This is a genomic window from Bradyrhizobium ottawaense, from assembly GCF_900099825.1.
GTDB lineage: Bacteria > Pseudomonadota > Alphaproteobacteria > Rhizobiales > Xanthobacteraceae > Bradyrhizobium > Bradyrhizobium ottawaense_A.
In genome coordinates, this window is the sequence record NZ_LT629693.1 from 460,146 (window position 1) to 484,042 (window position 23,897).

The 23,897-nt window shown below is 62.1% G+C and carries 23 protein-coding genes; 9 read left to right on the forward strand and 14 right to left on the reverse strand.

Going from position 1 to position 23,897, the window contains the following annotated elements:
* Nucleotides 1-309 precede the first annotated feature (309 nt).
* Both BLR13_RS02255 and BLR13_RS02260 read left to right on the forward strand, forming a co-directional pair.
* Entirely contained in the window at nucleotides 310-849 is a 540-nt protein-coding gene (locus BLR13_RS02255; RefSeq protein WP_074832074.1) for a TRAP transporter small permease subunit, read from the forward strand.
* Complete coding sequence (locus tag BLR13_RS02260; RefSeq protein WP_074827999.1) at nucleotides 846-2,447, forward strand: TRAP transporter large permease; 1,602 nt, start codon at nucleotides 846-848, stop codon at nucleotides 2,445-2,447. Before BLR13_RS02255 ends, BLR13_RS02260 begins: the two co-directional genes overlap by 4 nt.
* A gap of 79 nt (nucleotides 2,448-2,526) precedes the next feature.
* Here BLR13_RS02260 and BLR13_RS02265 read toward each other — a convergent pair whose 3' ends face one another.
* The 4 genes from BLR13_RS02265 to BLR13_RS02280 all read right to left on the reverse strand — a co-directional run bounded on the left by BLR13_RS02265 (nucleotide 2,527) and on the right by BLR13_RS02280 (nucleotide 6,808).
* Complete coding sequence (locus BLR13_RS02265) at nucleotides 2,527-3,615, reverse strand: TRAP transporter substrate-binding protein (RefSeq protein ID WP_074832071.1); 1,089 nt, start codon at nucleotides 3,613-3,615, stop codon at nucleotides 2,527-2,529.
* Nucleotides 3,616-3,867: 252 nt separating this feature from the next.
* Nucleotides 3,868-4,956 (reverse strand): TRAP transporter substrate-binding protein, encoded by a 1,089-nt coding sequence (locus BLR13_RS02270; RefSeq protein WP_074827997.1) that lies wholly within the window; start codon nucleotides 4,954-4,956, stop codon nucleotides 3,868-3,870.
* A 204-nt stretch (nucleotides 4,957-5,160) separates the two neighbouring features.
* Nucleotides 5,161-6,312, reverse strand: coding sequence for an Mrp/NBP35 family ATP-binding protein (locus BLR13_RS02275; RefSeq protein ID WP_074827995.1), 1,152 nt, complete (start codon nucleotides 6,310-6,312; stop codon nucleotides 5,161-5,163).
* A gap of 58 nt (nucleotides 6,313-6,370) precedes the next feature.
* Nucleotides 6,371-6,808: a VOC family protein gene (locus tag BLR13_RS02280; RefSeq protein WP_074827992.1), complete on the reverse strand. Its 438-nt coding sequence runs from the start codon at nucleotides 6,806-6,808 to the stop codon at nucleotides 6,371-6,373.
* 220 nt (nucleotides 6,809-7,028) lie between these two features.
* On the opposite strand from BLR13_RS02280, the gene BLR13_RS02285 reads away from it, so the two are divergent.
* The gene (locus BLR13_RS02285; RefSeq protein WP_074827989.1) at nucleotides 7,029-7,898 is read left to right on the forward strand and encodes an NAD(P)-dependent oxidoreductase; all 870 of its coding nucleotides are present in this window, start codon (nucleotides 7,029-7,031) and stop codon (nucleotides 7,896-7,898) included.
* Between the two features lie 46 nt (nucleotides 7,899-7,944).
* On the opposite strand, the gene BLR13_RS02290 is transcribed toward BLR13_RS02285, so the two are convergent.
* On the reverse strand, nucleotides 7,945-8,931 hold the full coding sequence (locus tag BLR13_RS02290; RefSeq protein WP_074827985.1) for an integrase core domain-containing protein: 987 nt from the start codon (nucleotides 8,929-8,931) through the stop codon (nucleotides 7,945-7,947).
* Between the two features lie 268 nt (nucleotides 8,932-9,199).
* Between BLR13_RS02290 and BLR13_RS02295 the strand changes: the two genes are divergently transcribed.
* From BLR13_RS02295 to BLR13_RS02305, 3 genes are read left to right on the forward strand one after another with little or no spacing between them, the layout of a single operon-like run.
* On the forward strand, nucleotides 9,200-10,801 hold the full coding sequence (locus BLR13_RS02295) for a sensor histidine kinase (protein ID WP_074827981.1): 1,602 nt from the start codon (nucleotides 9,200-9,202) through the stop codon (nucleotides 10,799-10,801).
* 44 nt (nucleotides 10,802-10,845) lie between these two features.
* Complete coding sequence (locus tag BLR13_RS02300; RefSeq protein WP_074827979.1) at nucleotides 10,846-11,049, forward strand: DUF1289 domain-containing protein; 204 nt, start codon at nucleotides 10,846-10,848, stop codon at nucleotides 11,047-11,049.
* A gap of 40 nt (nucleotides 11,050-11,089) precedes the next feature.
* Complete coding sequence (locus tag BLR13_RS02305) at nucleotides 11,090-11,662, forward strand: TIGR02281 family clan AA aspartic protease (protein ID WP_074827978.1); 573 nt, start codon at nucleotides 11,090-11,092, stop codon at nucleotides 11,660-11,662.
* On the opposite strand, the gene dusA is transcribed toward BLR13_RS02305, so the two are convergent.
* Entirely contained in the window at nucleotides 11,624-12,583 is a 960-nt protein-coding gene (gene dusA, locus BLR13_RS02310; protein WP_244525211.1) for a tRNA dihydrouridine(20/20a) synthase DusA, read from the reverse strand. The genes BLR13_RS02305 and dusA overlap by 39 nt on opposite strands.
* Nucleotides 12,584-12,751: 168 nt before the next feature.
* Here dusA and BLR13_RS41470 point away from each other — a divergent pair, with 168 nt between their 5' ends.
* On the forward strand, nucleotides 12,752-13,039 hold the full coding sequence (locus BLR13_RS41470) for a hypothetical protein (protein ID WP_244525056.1): 288 nt from the start codon (nucleotides 12,752-12,754) through the stop codon (nucleotides 13,037-13,039).
* Here the strand turns inward: BLR13_RS41470 and BLR13_RS02320 are convergent.
* From BLR13_RS02320 to BLR13_RS02355, 6 genes are all read right to left on the reverse strand, one after another.
* Entirely contained in the window at nucleotides 13,003-13,314 is a 312-nt protein-coding gene (locus BLR13_RS02320; RefSeq protein WP_074827972.1) for a type IV toxin-antitoxin system AbiEi family antitoxin domain-containing protein, read from the reverse strand. The genes BLR13_RS41470 and BLR13_RS02320 overlap by 37 nt on opposite strands.
* 1,136 nt (nucleotides 13,315-14,450) lie before the next feature.
* On the reverse strand, nucleotides 14,451-15,077 hold the full coding sequence (locus BLR13_RS02335) for a thermonuclease family protein (RefSeq protein WP_244525057.1): 627 nt from the start codon (nucleotides 15,075-15,077) through the stop codon (nucleotides 14,451-14,453).
* A gap of 326 nt (nucleotides 15,078-15,403) precedes the next feature.
* Nucleotides 15,404-17,167 carry a ParB/RepB/Spo0J family partition protein gene (locus BLR13_RS02340; protein WP_074827971.1) on the reverse strand — a complete coding sequence of 588 codons (1,764 nt, stop codon included), beginning with the start codon at nucleotides 17,165-17,167 and terminating at the stop codon, nucleotides 15,404-15,406.
* Between the two features lie 141 nt (nucleotides 17,168-17,308).
* Complete coding sequence (locus BLR13_RS02345) at nucleotides 17,309-18,346, reverse strand: ArdC family protein (RefSeq protein ID WP_079586878.1); 1,038 nt, start codon at nucleotides 18,344-18,346, stop codon at nucleotides 17,309-17,311.
* Between the two features lie 468 nt (nucleotides 18,347-18,814).
* Nucleotides 18,815-19,351 carry an isochorismatase family protein gene (locus tag BLR13_RS02350; protein WP_074827969.1) on the reverse strand — a complete coding sequence of 179 codons (537 nt, stop codon included), beginning with the start codon at nucleotides 19,349-19,351 and terminating at the stop codon, nucleotides 18,815-18,817.
* 60 nt (nucleotides 19,352-19,411) lie between these two features.
* Nucleotides 19,412-20,047, reverse strand: a complete 636-nt coding sequence (locus BLR13_RS02355; protein WP_074827966.1) for an acyl-homoserine-lactone synthase — start codon at nucleotides 20,045-20,047, stop codon at nucleotides 19,412-19,414.
* 672 nt (nucleotides 20,048-20,719) lie between these two features.
* Here BLR13_RS02355 and BLR13_RS02360 point away from each other — a divergent pair.
* Nucleotides 20,720-21,124 (forward strand): hypothetical protein, encoded by a 405-nt coding sequence (locus BLR13_RS02360; RefSeq protein ID WP_244525058.1) that lies wholly within the window; start codon nucleotides 20,720-20,722, stop codon nucleotides 21,122-21,124.
* Nucleotides 21,125-21,420: 296 nt separating this feature from the next.
* Here the strand turns inward: BLR13_RS02360 and BLR13_RS02365 are convergent, their stop codons facing one another.
* On the reverse strand, nucleotides 21,421-22,857 hold the full coding sequence (locus tag BLR13_RS02365) for an MFS transporter (RefSeq protein ID WP_244525059.1): 1,437 nt from the start codon (nucleotides 22,855-22,857) through the stop codon (nucleotides 21,421-21,423).
* Nucleotides 22,858-22,990: 133 nt separating this feature from the next.
* Between BLR13_RS02365 and BLR13_RS41475 the strand changes: the two genes are divergently transcribed.
* Nucleotides 22,991-23,257 (forward strand): ATP-binding protein, encoded by a 267-nt coding sequence (locus BLR13_RS41475; RefSeq protein WP_433994272.1) that lies wholly within the window; start codon nucleotides 22,991-22,993, stop codon nucleotides 23,255-23,257.
* A gap of 182 nt (nucleotides 23,258-23,439) precedes the next feature.
* On the opposite strand, the gene BLR13_RS02370 is transcribed toward BLR13_RS41475, so the two are convergent.
* A complete protein-coding gene (locus tag BLR13_RS02370) occupies nucleotides 23,440-23,844 on the reverse strand; it encodes a winged helix-turn-helix transcriptional regulator (RefSeq protein WP_074827961.1) in 405 nt (134 codons plus the stop codon).
* Nucleotides 23,845-23,897: the final 53 nt, after the last annotated feature.

Below are 23,897 nucleotides of genomic sequence, written 5' to 3' on the forward strand. Positions count from 1 at the left end.
CAATTGACGGGGCCACACGGCGCTGAAATGGTGCGGCGGCTTTCACGCCAGCACGGCCGGAACAGGCCGCTGCACCCGTAACCTCAGGTTACAGCGGGTGCGGCCAAGACGGCGGAAGCGTTAGGATTGGGGGAGGACACTCGTTGCAATCGCTCCTGCGAATGAGCCATGACGCCGTGCGTTTGACGCGTGGACGCGGTTCTGCGCGCGCCGCGCCAGGTATTGGTCCTGCGCGCCTCGCGCGCGCGGGCGTTGCGACATCGGTTGAAACATCCGGCGCGCTGCAATGACGTGTCCGAGGAGAACGTGATGCGCCCAATGCTGGCAATCAGTGAAAGTATCGACTGGCTCAATCAGAGACTGGGCGACGTCTGCAATTTCCTCGTGTTGGCGGCCTGCGTGGTCAGCGCGGGCAATGCAATGATCCGCTACGCGTTCGGCTACAGCTCCAATAGCTGGCTCGAACTGCAGTGGTACATGTTCGCCATCTTCGTGATGTTCGGCGCCTCCTACACCTTCAAGCGCAACGAGCATGTCCGGGTCGAAATTCTCTATCTGATGCTGTCCGAGCGCGGCCAGCTCTGGCTCGACCTGATCGGGACGCTGTGCTTCCTGATCCCGTCCTGCCTGCTGCTCAGCTACCTGTCTTGGCCGTTCTTCATGCAGGCTTACAACGTCGGCGAAGTTTCGAGCAATGCTGGCGGCCTGGTGCGCTGGCCGATCAAGATCGTGGTCCCGGTCGGCTTCGTGCTGCTGGCGCTGCAAGGTGTCTCCGAGGTGATCAAGCGCATCGCTGCACTGAAGGGTTATGTCGTGATCGATGCGAAATACGAGAGGCCTACGCAATGATCACGCTGGAGATGATGCCGCCGATGATGTTCGGCGGCCTGGTTCTGGCCATGCTGATCGGCTTCCCGGTGGCGTTCACGCTCGCCGCGCTTGGCCTCGCCTTCGGCTTCCTCTCGATCCACCTCGGATTCTTCGACCTCAACTTCCTGCAGGCGATCCCGGGGCGAATCTTCGGCAGCGTGCTTTCCAACGAACTCTTGCTGGCGATCCCGTTCTTCACCTTCATGGGTGCTATTCTCGAGCGCTGCGGCCTCGCCGAAGACATGCTGGATTCGATGGGCCAGCTGTTCGGCCCGATCCGCGGCGGCCTCGGCTATTCCGTCATCATCGTCGGCTTCATTCTCGGCGCCATCACCGGAACGGTGGCGGCGCAGGTCATCGCCATGGCGCTGATCTCGATGCCGGTCATGATCCGCTACGGCTACAACATGCGCTACATCACCGGCGTGCTGGCGGCCTCGGGCACCATCACCCAGCTGGTGCCGCCCTCGCTGGTGCTGATCGTGCTCGCCGACCAGCTCGGCAAATCGGTCGGCGACATGTATCTCGGCGCCTGGGGACCGTCGGTATTCCAGATCTTCCTGTTCGCCGGCTACACCTTCCTGCTCAGCATCATCAAGCCGGACCACGTGCCGGCAGTGCCGAAGACGGCGCTGACGCTGACCGGCTGGCCTCTCTGGAAAAAATGCCTGCTCGGCATCATTCCTTCCGCCGTGCTGATCTTCGTGGTGCTGGGCACCATGATGCTGGGCCTCGCGACGCCAACGGAAGCCGGCGCGATGGGCGCCATCGGCGCCATCGTGCTCGCCGCGATCCACCACAAGGAGCTCAGTTCGACCGGGCACAAGATGATCCTCATCGGCATCATCGCCACCGGCATCGGCACCATCATCGGAATGCTGCTCGGCGACGGAAAGCTCTTCAAACTGACGTTTGCGGTGGTCTACATCGCCGTGGTCTGGATCTGCCTCGAAGCCGTCCGCATTCCGGACCTGCGCGACCTGATCAAGCAGGGCTACGAGACCACCATGCGCATCTCCACCATGGTGGTGTTCATCCTGATCGGCTCGACCTGCTTCTCGGTGGTGTTCCTCGGCGTCTCCGGCGGCGTCTGGCTCGAGCACATGCTGACCTCGATCCCGGGCGGCGTCTGGGGCTTCCTGATCTTCATCAACCTCTTCATCTTCTTCCTGGCGTTCTTCCTCGACTTCTTCGAGATCGCCTTCATCATCCTGCCGATGATCGCGCCGATCGCGCAGAAGGTACTGGCGCCGGTGGTCGGGCCCGATGCCGCGCTGATCTGGTTCGGCGTCATGCTCTGCGTCAACATGCAGACCTCGTTCCTGCATCCGCCGTTCGGCTTCGCGCTGTTCTACCTGCGCGGCGTGGCGCCGAAGGAAGTCAAGAGCTCCGACATCTACTGGGGCGCACTGCCCTGGATTGGACTGCAGCTGATCATGGTGGCGATCGTGATCGCCTTCCCGGTCGTGGTCACCGGCCTGCTCGACAAGCCGCTCGACGTCGACCTCTCCAAGGTCAGGATCGAGGTGCCGCAGATCGAATTGCCACCGCTCGATTTCGGCCAGCCTTCGAAATAGCTGATATCACCTGCCGACATGAAAAACCCCGGAGCTTTCGCTCCGGGGTTTTTGTTTGCGTGGTCGTTCGGAGGCGAGATCAGCTCTGCGAGTGACGCGCCATGAAATTGTCGTAACCGACTTCGGCGACCTGGAACCACTGATAGCCGTTGTTGGAGAAGCTGGTCAGCGATTCCAGGATCTTCTTGAAGTTGGGGTTGGTCGCGGCAACTTCGCTGTGCAGCTCCTTTGCCGCCTTGAAGGAGGCTTCCATCACCGCGGGCGGGAATGCGTGCAGCTTGGTGCCGGCGGCGAGCAGCTTCTTCAGCGCCAGCGGATTGGCCTGGTCGTATCGCGCCATCATCCAGTTGTTGGCGAGGTGGCCGGCCTGTTCGAGAACGCTCTGATAATATTTCGGCAGTGCGTTCCACTTGTCGAGGTTGACGATCGCCAGCAGCATCGGGCCGCCTTCCCACCAGCCGGGATAGTAGTAGTGCGGCGCGACCTTGAAGAAGCCGAGCTTCTCGTCGTCATACGGACCGACCCATTCGGCGCCGTCGATCGTGCCCTTCTCCAGCGCCGGATAGATGTCGCCGCCCGCAAGCTGCTGCGGGACGCAACCGAGCTTCTGCATGACGCGGCCGGCAAAGCCGCCGATGCGGAATTTCAGTCCCTTGAGATCGTCGACGGTGTTGATCTCCTTGCGGAACCAGCCGCCCATCTGGCAGCCGGTGTTGCCGGCCAAAAGCGAGGTGACGTTGTAGCTCTTGTAGAACTCGTTCAGGAGCTCCTTGCCGCCGCCCAGCATGTACCAGGCCTGGTTGATGCGCGAGTTCGGTCCGAACGGCACCGACGAGCCGAAGGTGAAGGTCGGATCCTTGCCGAAATAATAGTAGGAGGCGGTGTGCCCCATTTCGACGGTGGCGTTCTGCACCGCGTCGAGCACCTGCAGACCCGGAACGATCTCACCTGCGGCAAAGGTCTGGATCTGGAATTTGTTGTCGGTGGCTTCGCCGACCACCTTGGCCATCATCTCGGCGCCGCCGTGCAGCGTATCGAGCGATTTCGGCCAGCTCGTGGTCATCCGCCACTTGATCTCCGGCATCGACTGCGCGATGGCCGGCGCCGCCAGCGTAGCTGCGCCCGCGGCAGCGAGGCCGGTGACCTTGATAAAGTCTCTTCGCTTCATTGCATCCATCCCTGTTCATTGTGTCATTCAGCCTTCGTGTCGAGGCTTGCAGCCAGCATGGAACATCCGGTTGGCGATATCCATCCCGAACAGGTCCAAAAACGCAAAAAAGCCCGGTCTCTCAACGAGACCGGGCTGGTTTTTGCGACTTTGGATTTAGAGCCTGGTCCACAGGACCAGGCTCTAACTTTTCTTTTTTGACGCGTTTTCTTGACGCGAACCGGTATCCACTTCGCTCGAAAACGCTACGGATCAGCCGCGGGTGCGCGAGCGGATCATGAAGGTGTCGAAGGTGTATTCGGCAACCTGCCACCACAGATACTGGTCGGAACGGTAGGCCTGCATCGCGTCGATCGACTTCTTGAAGTCGGCGTTCTTGGCCGAGAGTTCGCCCCACAGTTCGTTGGTCGCCTTCAGGCAGGCTTCCAGCACTTCGTTGGTGAACGGACGAAGCTGGGTGCCGCCGGCAACCAGACGCTTCAACGCCGTCGGGTTCTGCATGTCGTAGCGCGCGGCCATCCAGCTATTGGCGTTGGCCATCGCGTTGGTGAGAATCGCCTGGTAGTTCTTCGGCAGCGAATTCCACTTTTCCAGGTTGGTGAAGGCATGGACCATCGGCCCGCCTTCCCAGAAGCCCGGGTAGTAGTAGTACTTCGCGACCTTGGCGAAGCCGAGCTTCTCGTCGTCATACGGTCCGACCCACTCGGCGGCGTCGATGGTGCCCTTTTCGAGCGCCGGATAGATGTCGCCGCCGGCGAGCTGCTGCGGCACGACGCCGACCTTCTGCAGCACCTGCCCGGCGATGCCGCCGATGCGGAATTTAAGCCCGGAGAGATCGGCAACCGTCTTGATCTCCTTGCGGAACCAGCCGCCCATCTGGGTGCCGGTGTTGCCGCAGGGAAAGCCGATCACGCCGAATTTCTTGAAGAACTCGTTGCCGAGCTCCATGCCGCCGCCCTGGTACCACCAGGAGTTCTGCTGGCGCGCATTCAGGCCGAACGGCACCGAGGCGTAGATCGCAAACGTCGGGTCCTTGCCGACATAGTAGTAGGAAACGGTGTGGCACATCTCGACGGTGCCGTTGGAGGTCGCGTCGAGCGCCTGCAGTCCGGGAACGATTTCGCCGGCTGCGAACACCTGGATCTGGAACTTGTTGTCGGTCATTTCGGCGACGTATTTCGACACCTGCTCGGCGCCGCCGTAGATGGTGTCGAGCGATTTCGGGAAGCTCGACGTCATGCGCCACTTGATCTCAGGGGACGATTGCGCGATGGCCGGCGAGGCAACGGCCGTCGCGGCAGCACCGGCCGCAGAAACCTTCAAAAAATCACGACGCTTCATTCAATCTCTCCTTGAGACGGGGCGTTTCCCATAATTGCTCAAGCGTTCCTCCGGCCGGACGAATTCCACGAGTTCCGGGGCGCTCTGGCGGGGCTTTAACACGGAAATCGGCCGTTCGAATACGCGACAAAGGCATGACTGCACTGATTAAACGAAAGTCGCATACCACCCGCCGCGGTGCGATTTCAGGCGCCATTTTGGCGCTCAGGCCGCGGCGATGGCGCCCTTGAGCTGGTCGCGAACCTGGACGCCGATGGCGCGATAAATCGCCGCGTGCGGCCCGTCGGGCTCGCTGGCGACCACCGGATTACCGGCATCCGACGAGGTCCTGATCGACATATGCAGCGGGATTTCGCCGAGGAACGGCACGCCCAGCCGCTCCGCCTCGTGCCGCGCGCCGCCGTGGCCGAAAATGTCCGACCGGGTGCCGCACTCCGGGCACTGGAAATAGCTCATGTTCTCGACGATGCCGAGCACGGGCACGTTGACCTTCCGAAACATGGCAAGGCCCCGCCGCGCATCGATCAGGGAAAGGTCCTGCGGGGTCGAGATGATCACCGCGCCCTTCAACGGCACGTTCTGCGCCAGCGTCAGTTGCGCGTCGCCGGTGCCGGGCGGCATGTCGACGACGAGAATGTCGAGCGTACCCCACGCCACATCGCGCAACATCTGGGTGATCGCCGACATCACCATCGGGCCGCGCCAGATCATCGCGGTGTCTTCCTCGACCAGAAAACCGATCGACATGATCGAAAGCCCGAAGCGCTGGATCGGGATCATCTTGCGGTTGTCGTCGAGCGCAGGCTTTTCGTGAATGCCGGTCAGCCTCGGCACCGAGGGGCCGTAGATATCGGCATCGAGCAGCCCGACGCGCAGGCCCAGATCGCGCAGGCCCAGCGCCAGGTTGAGCGCGGTGGTCGACTTGCCGACGCCGCCCTTGCCCGATGCCACCGCGATCACGGCGGCGACGCCCGGAATTTCCGATTGTTTTGACATCGGCGACGCCGGGCTTTGCGGCGGCCTGTGGGCTGCGACCGGCTGCACGCCGGCGCTACGCGCATGAGAATGGGAATGGGGCGCGCTTTGCGGCGCGGGCGCCGGCGCTCCTGCCTTGCGCTCGGCCGTCAGCGCGATCATGGCGACGGTGACACCTGATATTGCGCGCACCGCAGCTTCGGCCTGCGCGCGCACGCTCTCCCAGGCGCGGGCTTCCGCCGCGTCGACATTGATCGAAAAGAACACCTTGCCGTCGGTGACCGTGATCGCCGACAGCACATTGGCGTTGCTCAAGGGAACGCCGCGCGGCGACGCCACCTTGGCGAGGGCATCGATAACCTGTTGCTGCGTAACGCTCACCCGCGCATCTCCTAGATGATAGCTTGATGCGACAGATAGGACGTTACCGCCCAAAAGGCTACCTCGCCCCGATATCTTCCCGGGTCTCGGCTGGCGCCGTGACGCCGCCTTCCTTGGCCGCCTCGTAATTCAGTTCGATCATGACCCCGTTGGGGTCATCGACGAAGATCTGCCAGAGATCGCCGCCGGGAACCTGCCGGGAGTCATACTTCATACCCTTGGATTCCAGCCGCTTCTTCATGCCGTCAAACCCGGAGCTGGCAAACGCGACGTGGTGGACCACGCCGGAACCCGGCTTCTGCGGCTCGTCGGTCTTGGAAATATCGACCAGATGCACCACCGCCTTGCCCTCGCTGTACATCCAGGCGCCCGGGAAGGCGAAGTTGGGCCGGGGACCCTTTTCCAGCCCCATCACGTCCTCATAGAACCGGACCGTGTCGGCAAGATTCCGGGTCCGGATATTGAAATGGTCGAGCACGCCCACGCTGACGCCCATGCGATGTCACTCCCTTTTTTGTGAGGTTCTTAGAGACGCCCCTACCCTAGCACAAAACCGGGCTCTCCCGCCAAACGAAGGCGGTTGCCCTTCATGACGCAGGGTTTATGGTGCGGCTCCCGCCTCCGGAGCCCCCTGTCCGGCTCTCGAAAACACAGAGAACACCGTCCGGCCAGTTCAATGTCCGGCCAAACCCCCAAGGTAAGACAAGGTAGCACACATGGCTAAAGTCGCTTTTCTCGGTCTCGGCGTCATGGGTTTCCCGATGGCAGGACATCTGGCGAAAAAAGGCGGCCACGAGGTGACCGTGTACAACCGCACCGCAGCCAAGGCGAAGGAATGGGCCGACAAGTTCGGCGGCCGCACCGCTGCCACGCCGAAGGCCGCCGCCGAAGGCCAGGACTTTGTGATGTGCTGCGTCGGCAACGACAATGACCTGCGCGCCGTCACGACAGGCGCCGAAGGCGCCTTCGCCGGCATGAAGAAGGGCGCCGTATTCGTCGACCACACCACCGCTTCGGCCGAAGTCGCCCGCGAACTCGACGCCGCCGCCACGAAGGCCGGCTTCAAGTTCATCGACGCGCCGGTGTCCGGCGGACAGGCCGGCGCTGAAAACGGCGTGCTGACCGTGATGTGCGGCGGCAAGGACGACGCCTATGCCAGCGCCGAACCTGTCATCGCGGCCTATGCGCGGATGTGCAAGCTGCTCGGACCCGCGGGAAGCGGCCAGCTGACCAAGATGGTCAACCAGATCTGCATCGCCGGCCTGGTCCAGGGCCTTTCCGAAGGCATTCACTTCGCCAAGAAATCCGGCCTCGACGTTGCGGCCGTGATCGAGACCATCTCGAAGGGCGCCGCGCAGTCCTGGCAGATGGAAAACCGCTACAAGACCATGAACGACGGCAAGTTCGACTTCGGCTTCGCGGTCGAATGGATGCGCAAGGACCTGTCGATCTGCATCGCCGAGGCCCGCCGCAACGGCGCCAACCTGCCGGTGACCGCGCTGGTCGATCAGTTCTATTCCGAAGTCGAGAAGATGGGCGGCAAGCGCTGGGATACGTCGAGCCTGCTGGCACGGCTGCAGCGCTGAAGAAAGAGGCCGCCCAACCCGCCGCCGTCATTGCTGTGCATGTTCATTAATTCGCTGATTGAATGGCTTGGGTTTTGGCCAAGGCGAAGTCCTTTGGGGTTTGCCCGCCGAGGGCCTGATGGGGACGGTGATTATTGTAGTAGACGAGGTATTCGAAGAGTTCGTTGGCGAAGTGATCGAGGCTGTCGAAGGTCGCACCGTCGATGACGTCGTCATCGAGGGTGCGCCAGAAGCGCTCGACCTTGCCATTCGTCTGCGGCCGGTACGGCCTGGTGTAGCGGTGTTTGATGCCGAGCTCGAGCAGCATGGCCTCGAAGGGATGCTCTTCAGGGTGATTGCGGGAAGCGAACTCGGAGCCGTTGTCGGACAGGATTTCGGCAAACACGAGCCCGTAGGTGACGTTCAGGGTATTGATCATCTTCAGCGTCCGGAACATGACCGGCAGCGCCTTCTTCGAGGTAATGACCTCAGCCCAGGCCAGGCGCGAGCAACTGTCGAGCAGGCTGACAATATAGGCCGAGCTTGAGGGTGGCGCGAGGAACATGTCACGCGGTAGCTGATGCAGGTCGACGTGGCCCAATTCGCCGAGCTTGTCCTTGATAATGCGACGCTTCTCCTCACGCATGGCCGGCGTGCGGCGGTTCAACTGATAGCGTTTCAGAACCCGATAGATGGTCGATGGCGAGGGTAGCGTATCGCGCCGCTCACGCAAGGCTGCATGGATCTCGTAGCGGTTCATGCCGCGGTGGCGGCAGGCGACGATCTCGGCCTCGATCCCTTCCGGCTCGCGCCGCTCCCGCCACTTCGGCCCGCGGCGCTGCGGCAGTAGGTCAGCCTCCGCGCCGCTCCGCAGATACCGGTTGTAATATTTCCGGAAGGTCTGCGAGCACGTCCCGTGATGACGGTAAAAATCCCCGACCCGGCGGAATGTGTCCGACCGCCCGGCCTTTACCGCCTCATACTCCGGGATCAGGAACCGCCATTTCTGAAGATAATTGCGCTCAATCGTCCGGTCGTAGCTGTTGTCGCGCATCGAATCCTCCTCCCCTCAGGGGGCGATTCAATCAGCGAATTAATGAACATGCACAATTGCGAGGAGTGTAGCGACGAAGCAATCCATTGCAGCATTTGCCGAGAGATGGATTGCTTCGCTTCGCTCGCAATGCGGATGCTTCCAAAAGTTAATTTAACCTCCCGTTAACGAGATTCTTTAGCCCTTTAAGGTAAGGGTTAATGATTTCGCGCCACAGATAGACAATGCAAAAGCTCGTGCCGTTCACGGGCAGGATTTGTGTTGTTTGATGAGTAATCCCGCAGAAAAGCCCGAAGTTGTCCAGCTTCCGGCCGAAACGCCTGCAGCAGCGCCGGTCAACAGCCGTCGCGCCGCGGCGCAGCGGGTGCGCGAGGCGCGCGATCGGTTAACGTCGACGTCGGGAACCCGCCCGGCTTTCGATACCGAGTTGCTCCGGCAATACGCCCAGACCCGGATGTCGGCCTCCTATGTCGTGATGTTGCTGGTGGTTGCCACCGGCGTGCTGTTCGGCCTGTGGATGCAACCGCTGTGGTCGGCGGCCTGGACCGTCGGCATGCTCTGCATCCACGCCGCGATCATCCGCAACTGCGCCAAGTTCCTCGCCGAGAAGCCTTCGCTCGCCGCGACGCGCAAATGGCGCACCCGCTTCGTGCTACTCGACCTGCTCTACGGCCTGTGCTGGACCGCGATCCTGATCCACCCGGCCGGCCTCGACGTCGTCTCCAACACCATGATGATGTTTTTGATGCTGCTGGTGATCGCGGTATCGAGCATGCTGGCGGCGAGCCTGCCGATCGCGGCATTGGCGGCGACCGCGCCGGTGACGGCCGCGATCGCGCTCAATTTCGTGCTGGCCGGCACGTTCGACAATTACGTGCTGGCATTGCTGGCGATCGCCGCCGAAGGCTATTTCGCGCTGCTCGCCCATCGGCTGCACTCGACGACGCTGGCGACGCTGGAAGCGCGCGCCGAAAAGGACGCGCTGATCGGCGAACTCGAACAGGCCAAGGCGATTTCCGACGAGGCGCGGCACCGCGCCGAATCCGCCAACGTCGCCAAATCGCGCTTCCTGGCGCAGATGAGCCATGAGCTGCGCACGCCGCTGAATGCGATCCTCGGATTTTCCGAGGTGATGAAGAGCGAGATTTTCGGGCCGCACACCGTGCCGGTCTACAAGGAATACTCCGCCGACATCCACAATTCCGGCGTCCATCTGCTCAACCTGATCAACGAGATTCTCGACCTGTCGCGGATCGAGGCCGGCCGCTACGAGCTCAATGAGGAAGCGGTGTCGCTGGTGCACGTCGTCGCCGACTGCCATCATCTGTTGAAGCTGCGCGCGACCAGCCGCGGCATCACCATCCACGAAGTGTTCGAGCAGGGCATGCCGCGGATCTGGGGCGACGAACGCGCGACGCGCCAGATCGTGCTCAACCTGCTGTCGAACTCGATCAAGTTCACGCCGCAGGGCGGCGAGATCTGGCTGAAGGTCGGCTGGACCGCGTCGGGCGGCCAGTATCTCAGCGTCAAGGACACCGGCTCCGGCATTGCCGAGGACGAGATCCCGATCGTGCTGGCGTCGTTCGGCCAGGGCTCCAACTCGATCAAGTCGGCCGAGCAAGGCGCCGGCCTTGGCCTGCCGATCGCGAAAAGCCTGATCGACATGCACGGCGGCACTTTTACGCTGAAATCGAAGCTGCGGATCGGCACCGAGGTCATCGTCACCTTCCCGCCGGAGCGGGTGATGTCTGCACTGGCGCCGATGGCAGAGGAAGCGCCGCCCCTGCAGCCGGAAAACGCCACCGTTCCCGCCGAAGAAAAGCGCCGGGCGCGCAACAAACCGATCATGAGTGCCGGAACCGGACTGTAGCGGGGGCGCTTGCGCAAGCGGGCGAACCATTTCACACTTCCACAATGAGCAAAGAAACGCCGTGTATCGCAGTCTGTATGATGGACCCCAGGACCAAGCTCTGCTTCGGCTGCGGACGAACGCTTCCGGAGATCGCGCGCTGGCACAAGATGGACAGCGCGGAGCGGTTGGCCGTGATGGCGGGGCTGGCAACGCGCATGGCGAAGGCGGGCCTCGAACCGATGGCACCACAGCCCAAGCGCGGCTGATCGGCCCCGCAATCAGCCGAGGAATCGATGGAGGCGCGTCATGAGCCGCATCCTCCTCGTCCTCGTGATGCTCGCCGCCACCGCCGGCGCCGTGATTGCCTATGGCGACCCCGATCAGATCGCGCGCGCCAGCGAACAGGTCTCCCATATGCTGGGGCGGAGCGCCGTGAAACCGGCGCCAGCGGTCGAGATTGCGCGGAGCCAGGCCGGTGAATTCGCGCTCAGCGTCAAGATCAACGGCGTCAAGGCGCCGATGGTGATCGACACGGGTGCGACCTCTGTCGTGTTGACCTGGGAAACCGCGAAGGCGATCGGACTGCCGCTCGAGATGCTGGAATACAATGTCGACGTCGAAACCGCCGGCGGTCACACCAAGGCGGCGCGGCTGACGCTGGATCGTCTCGCCGTCGGCCATCTGGTCGAGAAGTCAATTCCGGCGCTGGTAGTGCCGCGCGGACAGATGAAGACCAACCTGCTCGGCATGAGTTTTCTCGACCGGCTGGAGAGCTGGGGCGTGCAGGCCGATCGGTTGAAGCTGCACGGCTATCCCGACGTCACCGGCAGCATCAATGGCTCAGGCCGCCATCGCCGCGGCCGCACCGCCGTCAACTAGCGCCATCGCATCAACAAGCGCGTTGACGCCGGCCCCTGCCCTGACGCCGTTTTCGGCCAGATGGCGGCGGAACGCACGCGCGCCCTTGACGCCGTGGAACGCGCCGACGAAATGCCGTGTCATCGAATGCAGCCGCGTGCCTTGTGCGAGTTGCTGCTCGATATAGGGCAGCATCGCCGCGAACACGTCCTTCATGGTCGCAAACGGCGCGGCCTCGCCGAACAGCTCGGGATCGACCGACAGCAGCCGCCACGGCTCCTGATAGGCCGCCCGCCCCAGCATCGCGCCGTCGACATGATCGAGGTGTTGCCTTGCTTCGGCGATGCTGCCGATGCCGCCGTTGATGATGATGGGTACGCCGGGCAACGCGGCCTTCAGACGGTAGACCCTGTCGTAGTCGAGCGGCGGGATGTCGCGGTTTTCCTTCGGCGACAATCCGTTGAGCCAGGCCTTGCGGGCATGCACGATCAGGGCATCGCTGCCGGCCGCGATCACGCCGCGTGCCAGCACGTCGAGGGCGATTTCCGGATCCTGGTCGTCGATGCCGATCCGGCATTTGACGGTGATGGGAATTTTCACCGCGCGCTTCATCGCGGCAACGCCTTCCGCAACCAGTTCAGGCTCCGCCATCAGGCAAGCGCCGAACCGGCCGTCCTTCACCCGGTCGGATGGACAGCCGACATTGAGATTGATTTCGTCGTAGCCGAAATCCTCGCCGATCCTTGCAGCGGTCGCGAGCGCGTCGGGATCGGAACCGCCAAGCTGCAGCGCCACCGGATGCTCGCTGGCATCAAAGCCGAGCAGCCGCTCGCGGTCGCCATGAATGATGGCGCCGGTCGTCAGCATCTCCGTGTAGAGCCGGCCACGCCGCGTCATCAGACGGTGGAAGACGCGGCAATGCCGGTCGGTCCAGTCCATCATGGGGGCAACGGAAAAGCGATAATCTTGATATTTCAACAGTTTATCTTACTCTTCAATGGGATGAACCGCGAACGTGTGCACTCCAAACTAGACGAAATTGCACACGTTTGTACCCGTTTTGACCTCTCAGTGCACACATAGTGCACACGAAAGTCGGAGTGCACACGCGTGGCGACCTTCACACAAATGGCATCCGGAAACTGGCGCGTCCAGGTCCGCCGCAAGACCCGTTATGTGGCCGAGACGTTCCGGAGACGCAAGGATGGCGAAGAGTGGGCGCTCGAAATGGAGCGCAACATCGACCGCAACGGTTCAGCTAAGCCACGCGCGGCACGGAACGTTCGCACGTTTGGCGACCTCATCGACCTACATGACGACGACATGCACGAAGTTGGAAAGCCGCGACATTCTTCAGCGGCTTACGCATTGACAGTCAGCGTCTCAAGGCGCGGCTGAACGACTTTTTCCCATATGCCGGCCTCGACTGCGTACTTTGCGATTTCGGACGGTGTCGCCTTGCGTAGCCTGAGCGCGTCTTTCATCGCTTGCGTGGCATGTGCGAGACCTGCGGGCGCGTTGTAGAAAGCCTTCTGACGTTGGCCGCTCTTGAAGAGATCAACGATCGTCTTGGCCGGCACATAGATCGGTACTGAGACCCCTTCGATGGTGTGACGCTCAATGCCCTTGTCGAACTCCTTGGGACCAACCCATCCTAAGTCGCTGCTCGACATCGGTCCCCATACTATTCTGATCAGCGCGGGCGTGGAGAGCCAGTATGGACATCCGCACTCCCAAGCGTTGCAGGTGTACGCGCGAGTGGCCAAGCACGTCTTTTCGACCCACATGGAAGGCGGAGTCTCGCTGCTCACACAGCCCGGCCAAACGGAGATCACGACGACGTTGAAACGCCACCGAACCCGTCAGGGGCGAAGCGCAGCGGCGCACCCGAGCGAACGAGTTTTTTGAGAGCGAAGCGGCCGCGAGGAGCCGGGACTAGCAGGACCGGCGGGGAAAAAAGGAGATGGCGAGGGTTTTGGCGGCGGAGCGGTTCCCATAGGTCGTCACGCCCACAAGCAGGGAATCGTTCCTTTGAGGCTTACAGAGGATAGACCGTGACTGCGATCGGATACGTCACCAGGAACGACAACGGCGGTTCAGGGGCAGCTCACGACCGTGTCGATCCGGGCCGACATCGACATCGTGCCCAACCGCGACGAGAGCTGCGGGTACTCATCCAGACTTCCGGGTCGTCATCCGAGGCCTCGTGATCCGCCTAGATACAACAAGCGCAAGGATAACTGCGGCAGGGACTATGTGAGCCTATCGCTGGCGTCTCCCGAGTTCGGACCTTCGCAAACGCAAGCACTGCCGTTCAGCGACCGGATGCCATCGACGAATCGTGGAGCATCATCTTTGCCGGCGAATAGCTGACGTCGCGTGACCCGCGCCTCGGTGAGACGTCTGCGTTGTTCATTATCGCGGCGTCCGACGCGCGAGACCGTGCGTTAATCCATCGTGGTATAGTTTTTGCTAGTTTCGTGTTAGCTTGATGGCGCGCGCGCTGGTTCGCAGCGTCCGCGCATTCGTCAAGCCAACCAAACTACGAGGAAGACATGGCAAAGAAAGCGAAGAAGGCAAAGAAGTCGGCCAAGGCGACCAAGAAAGTCGCGAAGAAGACCAAGAAGATGAAGAAGTAAGCGCGCGGTTTTCCGCAAGCGCAAAGCCGCCGCGGCATCGCGGCGACGATCAGACCGGCCCCATGTGCACACGGCTCAAGAAGCCTGCGACTGATGCACATGGGGCTGGTTTCTTGTTTCGGGGCGTATGCCGCACAGGTCTCGTCGATTCTCCAGATTGCTTTGTAGCCTCAGCGCCGATCGTCCATCCCTTCGCGGGAGCAGTCATCGGGGCGGCTTCCAGTGCCGATGCATTGACGATAGCGCCAGGGCTGGACGAATCGTCCACCCCACATACCGATCTGCTTACCTCGCGCCTCGGCCTCCGCCGGCGCATAGTCGCCCTTGCTGTAACGTGGCCAGTCGATGGCAAGCCCGCCGCGCACCATCCAGTCCGCTAGATCGACCTTGCCGACGCTGCAGACCGCGACCGTCCGCTTGTACCGGTCGCGGTCGACCTCGACGCAAGCGACCGTCTGCCCGCCGATGAACCCGGCCAGCGCATTGGACGCCACCTGCCCGCAGCGGTAGGGGTCGCCGTGTGGGTTGCTACAGAGCTGGTCGTGTTCGGGAGCGTCGATCCCGAACAGGCGCACGCGCGTGCCATGGATTTCGATGGTATCGCCATCGATCACGCTGGCTTGCCCGGTCACGTCGTCGGCGCGAGCCTTTTCCGCAAGCAGCACGGCCGTAACCAGCAGCGCAAAGGCACCGCGAACGATCGCTTGCCGGCTCGCAGGCTGGTTCAACCGAATCAAAGCGAACTCCGGCGACATCGTTTCGGTCGGGCGTGATTGTCTGGGGACGGCGATTTCCATCTATCCGCACCGCCCTACGGCGCACCGACAGTCAGGGAGGAAACGACCCGGGCCAGCACCACGACGGTTGCGGTCAGTGTCGCTGCTCCGACCGAAGCTAGCGCAACGCAATGCTTCACCATGGCACTTCCGTCCTTAAAGACGCTGAATGCATTTGGCATGGGTTGGCTCCGTCGAGTTCCATCCATGGATCCCTCCGGACTCATAATCCGAGTCGCTATGGCTGCGCCTCAGGCTTATTTCCGGGGCCGTTAGGGTTTGATTCACGACTCGCCGACTCCCGGCAAACGGCTGCGGCTAAGGCCGCCGCAGCCGAATCGGCATGCTCAGGCGCCGGTAAACAAATCCTTAACAGCCTCCCAGTCGCTGGCCGCCTGCAGGGTCTTGGCGGCGTCATAGGCATGCGGCGGGAACGCCATATAGCGCGGCACCCAGCCTTCGGTTTTGTCCCGCCCCTCGCCGTTGAGGCAGTCGCGGATGATCTTCCGCTGCACCTTTGTCGTTTCCGACACGTTGGCGGCGGCGGTGTCAGCGCCTGCGACATCCGCAAGCATGGCATTGACCGCGCCGCGATCCCGGACGAGATCGAGGAAGGCATCGTCGGCCGCCCACCACCGCGCCACGTCGGGGGCCACAAGGAAGCCCGCTGCCTCGACCAGCGACGACCTGGCGCAGAGGGTTTCGGCCATGAGCAAAGTTAGCACCCGTAACACCTGTTCGTCCGGCAGCGTCAGCAGCCGGGCGAGCACGGCGGCGCCCCGATAGGCATCGGCATTGCCCCGCGTCAACGTACCGTAGTGGCTCGGTTCGAGGTCAACCAATTCGAAGATCGCGGTGCGCTCTGTCTCGAAGGCTGCCTGGGCTCGCCCTGCGGCCACGCTTTCAGCAATGGCCTCCTTGTCGGCGCGCTGCGGCTCGGGACGCACACTCCACAGCGGCGACCCGGCGACGATGTGCGCGACAGCAAGCCGGAGTGCGATGCCGGGCCGCGACAGCAGTTCGGCGCGCACGATGGCGTGTCGATGCAGGGCAAGATAGTTCTCGGCCGCCTTGGTCAATTCAGCCTTGGCAATCGTGGACCTTTCCGGCGTGCCGGTGGCGTTTCCGCCCTGAGCCTCGCCGTCGTCCGCGTCCCGCTCATCCCGGTCGCGATAACCGGCATGGACCTCGATCTCGCCGTTCGAGCCGACCTCGATGAACGCGTGCCCGCCGTCTTCCAGCGCGACTTCATCGTACTGCCAGTCGTGGAAACGGCTGCCTCTCTCCATGACGGTCGCCTGTTGCCAGCCTTTGCCGGTCAGGTCGTCCCGCAGCTGCGCAATCGCGGTGTTCTGAAGCCCCCAGAAGGCATCGTGGTCGCTGAAGTAGCCGACGTCGCCAAAGAGATCGGTGACGATATTGCCGGGGTAGTTCGCAAGCGGAAACAACGCGACCTTGGTTGCGATCTGTTCGCCTCCGAACAGCCAGCGCTTGAGGCGAAAACCCCGTGGCGCTCCCTCCCCATCATCGTCCGGACCGGCCTCCGTGGCCAATGCTTCGACCCACTCCTTCTGCTGGCTCCTCGTCGCCGATGTGAGCAGGCGCAGGTCTTCGCCCTCGATGGTGCCTGCGCGGAAGGCTTCCTTGATTTTCGGGTGGAGGGAGGCGATCGCGATCGCAAGGCGTTGCTTGACCCGAAGCTCGGTCACGCCGAACGTTGCGGCAATCTCCTCCACCTTGCGGCCTTGCTTGAGCAGTTTGGCGAAGGCCTCGTACTCCTGGAGTTCGTCCATTGGCTGGCGGGCGACGTTTTCGATAAGGGAGGCTTCCATCGCGCCGGTATCGTCGCCCGTGGCCGTCACGGCGCACGGCAGCAGCACCTCGTCAGGTGCTGCGCCCTGTTCCTCGGCGACCTTGCTTGCGGCGAAATAGCGCCGTCGCCCGGCGATGATCTCAAAGCCTTCTTCAACTGGTCGCACCAGTAGCGGCTGCAGAACGCCGCGGGCGCGGATTGACGGCAGGATGTCGGAGACATCGGGCGGTTTGCGTCCATGGCGGACATTGACGGTGGCTACCTTGAGGTTGCTCAAGGGAATGTGTTGCAGGTCCATTATCTTATCTCCTTCGGTTGATGTTGAGGTGAAGGCTCAGCGATTGCGAACAGCCTCACCGACGAGCCCGGTTTCGGGAGGCAATGGGTTTCTTGAAAGCCGGTGGGCGCCTGCGTCCGGGGATCGCCGGGGACGGAGGCGCTATGCCGGTAGTCCGTCCCGCGCTTGGTCGTCGGTGCTCGCGGTGACCGGCGCTCGGAAGGCCAGCAGGAAATCGGCGGCTTTCGAGGCCTTGCTGGCGGCGCGGAAGATGGCGCGATTATCCGAACGCAGGACGCTCAGCCAGTTGCCGAGATAATCGGCGTGGCGCACGGTCGGCTGGATCGACAGCGCGGCACAGACGAAGGCGGCCGTGATCTCGGCGACGAGTTCCTCGCTGGCGTAGAGCTTCGAGCCGAACGAGCCGGTCTGGTCGCGGTTCAGCCTTTTGGCGTGCCCGGTCCAGTGCCCCAGCTCGTGAAACAGGGTCCGGTAGTAATTGATCTGATCGAAGAAGGCGGGCTGCGGCGGGATGTGAACCGCGTCTTCCGAAGGCCGATAGAAGGCGTGCGCTCCGCCGGTACGGATATCGGCCAGCGTCGCTTTCGCGAGCGCCTCGGCCTGCGGTACGATCTGGCGTTCCGGCAAGGCGGGTGCGAAGCCAAGGCAGTGATCCGGCAGGTTCTCGCATTGCGCGACGTTAAAGACGGTATAGCGCCGCAGGAACGGCACCGCCTCGGCCGCGCCGTTCCGTTCGTCTTGGCCGTTCCCCTCGCCCTGGCCCGACGCGGCTTCGCTGCCCCCGCCGTTGCTTCGATTGCCCTTGGGAATGAACTTGTCGGCGTAACAGACGCTGACCCCGTGTTCGCCCTTGCGCACTGCGCCTCCAAGGCTGAGCGCTTGGCGAAAGGTGAGCCAGCTTTGCGAGGTGAAACCTTGATCGAACAGCCGGCCCCAGAGGATCAGCACATTGATGCCGGAATAGGATTTCCCGGTTGCGGCGTTTCGCGGCAGTCCGAGCGCGGCGTTCCCCGGGCTAGCGCCCCAAGGCTGCGCCCAAGGGAAGGTGCCAGCTTCCAGATCGGCGATAATCCGTGCTGTGATCTCCTCGTAAAGACTTGCCTTAGAAGCGGCCTTGGGGGCTACCTTGGGACTTTCCTTGGGCCTCTCCGCGCGCTCCCGGTGTAGATGGTTGGACATGACAATCTCCGCTCGCTTTCTTTCTTCCGCGTCCTGCCCCCGGAAGGCGGGGTGGGCGGCGAAGAGCGACCGGACAGCCCCGAACGCAGAGGCGGGCCGCACAGGAACGGCCGGAGCGTCAGCGGAGGACCGCGAGCGTTACGCAATCGTCATTTCGAAAATTTAGCGGCTCGCGGTTGCGGCTCGCCGGTTCGGGGCTATACGGGAGCGCCGCCCACCCCGCCTTCTGGGGGCCACTAAAAACCAGCCGGCCGTTCAGGCCGGCTCCGCAGATCTGTCTGCTGCGAGCTAGCGCACGTACCCGACGGTGTGGCGATGCAAGCGCAAGCACCCTGTTGCAAACGGACCATACCGCCGTGCTTCGCTACGTCCGCGCCAGGGATCGAAGCCGAAGGCCGAGACCGCGATCGCGGGCTCGGTTCACGAGAGCCCGCCCCGCATGCGAAGCGCCTGGCGGGTGGCGCCCGGTCACGACAAGAGTTGCCGAACCCTCTGTTTCAGACTGGCGTCATCCAGGCACACCGCCCATTCCAGCAGGGCTTGTCGGACAGTCGTCGTCAACACGCCGTGGAGCGCCAGGCGGTCGAGAACAAGCGACCGGTCAGCTTCAACCCGCGCGGTGGACAGATCGGCAAGCAATCGCACATCGTACCCGCGTCGCACTCCCTCGAGCGCAGCAATAAAAACATCTTCTTCCAGCCAGGCCCCGCCCAGAACAACAACACCGACATTCGATGCTGCCAGTGAGTCTGTAAATCGCTGATCGAGCCATAGCGAAAGACCATCGACGTCCAGCGGCGCAATTGAATGAGCGACCTCCTCCGCCAATTGGCTCCGTTCATATTCGCCAACCGCGGTTTGGGAGACGCCAAATATTTTCTGGCAAAATGGAAGCAGGGTCAGGCTGGCGCGGCGACGCGTGGCGAACTCGGCCGCTACACTGGCCTGTTCGCCGCGCGCGAGATTGATCAGAACAATTCGACTATGCCTCGGGTCTGCCAGCATCTCACGCTCTTGATCCGACCGCCTGCTCCGCTTGCGCTCGATGCGGGCACCTCATGGCCGTCAGGCAGCAGTTCTCAATGCCTCTGGTGCGACAAGAACCGGACCTGTGACGTCGGCATTTCGATACATGGCCGCGAGCGCTTGGTCGGAAGCATGCAGGAATCCGGCTAGCGCCATGGTTTGTCCAATCCGTTGTGGCGGAGCAATCCGTTCCAACGGCCAGCCGGCGCGACGCAGGATCCGCTCCATACGCATATCCGTGACGGTTACGATCGAGTCGGCGTCAGCAGCCCGCACGCTTTCAATCATGGCTGCAAACAAGATAAATGTCGTACGGTTGAGACCATTTCTGCCCGTTCCGGGTGCGAGTTGGGTATCGACGCAGAACCGCGAGCTTTCGAGAATTCGCTCGCTGCGCGGCGGCACCTGTCCGTCGAGAAGCATCGGAAAGGTATCGGCAAGCATCGTCGGGCCGGTTGTTGGAAGCAGCCGCACGCAACCGCTAACGCAGTCGCGATCAGCGGCGATCAGATATGTGGGGTTCAGCGCATCAAAGACGTCGAGCTCCAGGTCGCCGGAAACCGAGACACCCCAGTCGAGCCGATCCTTGAATACGCGACGCCGTAGCCGGTACATCTCGGTCAGTAGACCCAGATGCTGGGAAAATTGACGATCGCAGAGCGTGATGACGTGCATGGTGACCTCCGGCCGCAGTGGGAGGCCACAAGATCAAAAGCCCGCGATACGCGCGCCTGTCCTATTTTACAGGCCGGAATAGCTGGATCGGGAAACGAGAAGAAGTATTAGCAAAACTGATAAGATTGACGGAAGTGAAACGCAACTTACGAAGTCGCAAGGCTGTTGTGCTGGATTTGGGTGGCCTCGGCATCGCTTTGATCACGGCAACAGCCGCGACGCGGGGCTTCCGCGACCCGCTGCGCAATTCACGTCGCGTTTCGGCCTAAACCAGGCGCTTCCGGATGAACGGCGGCCGTGTACGGCGCGATTGGAAAACGTGAGCGTGTGTTATCGGCATCGGACGCCATGCGCTCCTAGCGCAGTACAGGGACACGTGGCAATTTCGCGCTGTCGACCATTCTCGTTCGCGATCTGGACGACATGGCCGTTGCCGCGCTTCCAGGGGATGGCAGCTCCGTCGATAGCCGGCCGACTTTTGCCCGATGCCAAGGTATCGGCGACACCATCGTCCAATAGCGCCGCGTCCGACGCTAATGCACATTCGCAGCTTGAGACCGATTGGACTCAGTTTGTCGGCAGATGCAGGGTTAAGGCGACGATCGGCGGTTTCGCACGCTACGTCGGGCTGCTGGCCTGTTTGGAAATGGCGCGCGACGCCCGAAACCAAAAATGACTTTTTTTTTTAAGAAGCAGTTGTGGCGAGGTTGGACGCAAATCGAAAAGTCGGATGCGGCTAGCCTAACGATCAAATTCTCGGCCTCTATGCGAAACAATTTCGCGTTGATTGGAGAGGAGCGTACCGTGGTTATCAAGAACTTAGCGTTGGCGTTGATTGTTACCGCAGTGGCACCGCTATGCGCTGCCCAAACTGTCCTGAGGTCCGAGCCTCTGGTGCTCGCGCCCTATCAGATCGCCTTCGTCGAGAAGACCGGCTGCCCGGCGGGTAAGGTGCTCAAGGTGACCGGCGCAATAAGGGGGCTGGATCGGAAAAGGGTTTGCGTCGTTCTTTCCGCCGAGCGGGCTTCGTTCGCGACTGCGAATGCGTCTGGCTCAACCGCCGATTCGGCGCGGTGATGCCACAGGTTCGTCGACCGAAAGATGAGAGGCGTTTGCCGAAGCTGCTAACCGCCGAAACGTTGGAACGATATTCACACGCAAAGGAACCAGACCATGAAGGCCATGCAGGTTATTGCCGCGCTGTTGCTCATATCGTCACTGGTGACACCGGCGACGGCCCACGAACGAACCAACAAGAGCAGACCACGGGCACAGGCACACGGAACCGGAGGCCTTGAAGTCGCGGCACCGCCCTGGAGCGCGGCCTGCATGACCGACCACGGCCCAAGCGAATGTGGCGAGCCGATGTGGATCTACGGCAGCGGCGACGCATTAGCCCGATACGAGGCGACGACCGCCCAGGCGAAGTATGAAGGCAGAGGCAGTCGGACGATCAAGGCCATTTGAACCAAAATGAAGACGGCTCCAACGACGCCAAGGGCGACTTTAGGATCTACGCCTCGTCGACGCAGCCGGTCAGCCGCCAGACCCATTAGCAGCGCCGCCAGGCTCAACGCGATCGCCATGATAAACAGATGTCGCATCACGGTCGGCCGGTCGAGCGCCTCGACATCGGCAAGCCAGGGTGCGGCCCACAGTCCTTGCAGCGCCCACGCGGTGCCGATGCAGCCCGCCGAAAGCGGCGCCAGGCGCCAGAACCGGCAGTCGGAGTAAATTGTCCTCAACCCGAGGGCGGTTGGCCCGCTTACAACGGACGCGACCGACGCTTCGGGTACAACAAAATAAATCACGGCTGCGCAGCAAGCTGCCAATACGGCGGACAATTCAAAGATCATGCGCCAACCGACTGCAGCGAGAAGCGCATCCGCGGGCAATGTCGCCGTGACAGCGCCCAAAGCGCCCAGCATGATCATCACACCATTCAAGAGCGGAACGCGTTCTTTGGGAAACCAGATGACGAGAGCTTTCAACCCAGCCGTCAAAGCGGCGGCGACGCCCAAACCAATCACCGCCCGTCCGGCGAGCAATAGCGGGAAATTATCCGCGACCGCAAATAACGCTGCACCAACCGCCACGGCCAACAACAACGTGCTTTGGATGCGTCTTGGGCCATATCGGTCCAATAAGATACCGATCGGGATCTGGGCGATTGCGAAGGTAAGAAAATAGACCGAAGTTAGAAGTCCAAGATCCCCGGCTGAGAGGCCAAATTCCGACGTCAGGGTCTCCGACATGGTGGCGTTGATGGTCCGAAACAGAAACGACAGATAATAGGCAGCGACGAACGGCAAAAACACCCGCAGCAGCAGCGATCTATTTTTCGCGAGGAATGCGAATAACGTGAACGCTGGTGCTCGAGAGATCGAGGTGCCAGTTTGGTCTATAGTCCGTCCTGATCTTTGGCGAAACGAACGGGATTCGATTGCATCGAGGATCTGACCAAGACGCTTGTCGCGAGAAATTGTCCCATCCTGGAGAGCTGATTCCGTGCCGCCTTCCGGTGCGGCAGCGGGATGTGATGAGGCTTCGTCAGGCATGGACGGCTTGGCGAAGGAAGCGCTGACGTCCGACGCTCCTACTCCGAAATCGCCTTTGCTGCCTCTCGCACTTAGCCGATCCAACGTTTCCTGCAGCAGCGATGTGCCCGACTGCACGCGCCGCTCGACCTGCGATACAAATTCATCGAAGCGTGCTGATCCGCGTTTACAAGCTTCGCTCTGCGCCGCGGCTGACGGCATCGGCGCCATGGCAAGGGTAAACCGCGCATGAAGAGCGACGATCTCATTCACGGCTCGCAGCTCTTGAGAAAGGCTATCAAGTTGGTTCTTCAACGAACCGAGCTGATGAGCTACGGATGAGGTATCCTCGACATCAACATCTGGTTGAAGAAATCGTTCGAGGGCGGCTTCGACGATTCCGGACCTGGTCGGTCCGGGTCGCTCGGTCGCCGCTGCCGCAGAGGAGCGCGAGGCTGTCCTGCGGCGCTTCTATCGCGCAGAGAGGAGCCGCCACACCCCTGGGAGTGGACTGGGGCTCAGCCTCGTGGCGGCCGTGGCCAGGCTGCACGGCCTCGATCTCGTCATCGAAGATGCCAAGCCGGGCTGCCGCGTGACACTGCGGCGAGAGGGTGCCTCGACTTGGCCGACGGCGGTAACGCAGGACACTCTACCCACAGCCCTCGGCAGGTGAACGGTGGTTTCCGCTGCATGCCGCCGTCCCTCTTAATCCGTTGGAACGCAAGCAGACGGCCGAAAGAGGCGATGTCAGGTTATGCGCCGTTTCACACGTTGACACCTCGGCGCGGGACTTTCAGTGCGGCCCTGTTGATGATCGAAATCTTCCGATCTGGGTGAACGATGCGTCACGCCAAATTAGGCAGCTGCCCCATCCTTGCTGCGCTGTCGATCGAAGTCGCGGCGGGTACCCTCGATTGCAGTGCGGTTGGCCTGAGCCCACGTCCAGAGCAGGTGTAAGGGCACAATCAGCGTTTTTCCGCGTTCGGTCAGTTCATAATCAACCCGTGGCGGATTCGTCGGGTAAACCGTTCGCGTGACGAGGCCATCGCGCTCTAGGCTCTTCAGCGTCAGCGTCAGCATGCGTTGCGAGATACCCTCGACCAGCTTGAAGATCTGGCTGTAACGCATCGGTCCGTGCGCGAGCACGCCGACCACCAGCACGGTCCACTTGTCGCCGATATGTGCCAATATGTCTGCGAACGCGCGGCGCTCCTCGGGGGAGTGGCCCCCTTCGCACACATCGATGTGCGTATCGCTCAAAATAGTGCCTCCTTGTGCAATTTTCGCCAGGATGCATCTTAGAGCAACGAACA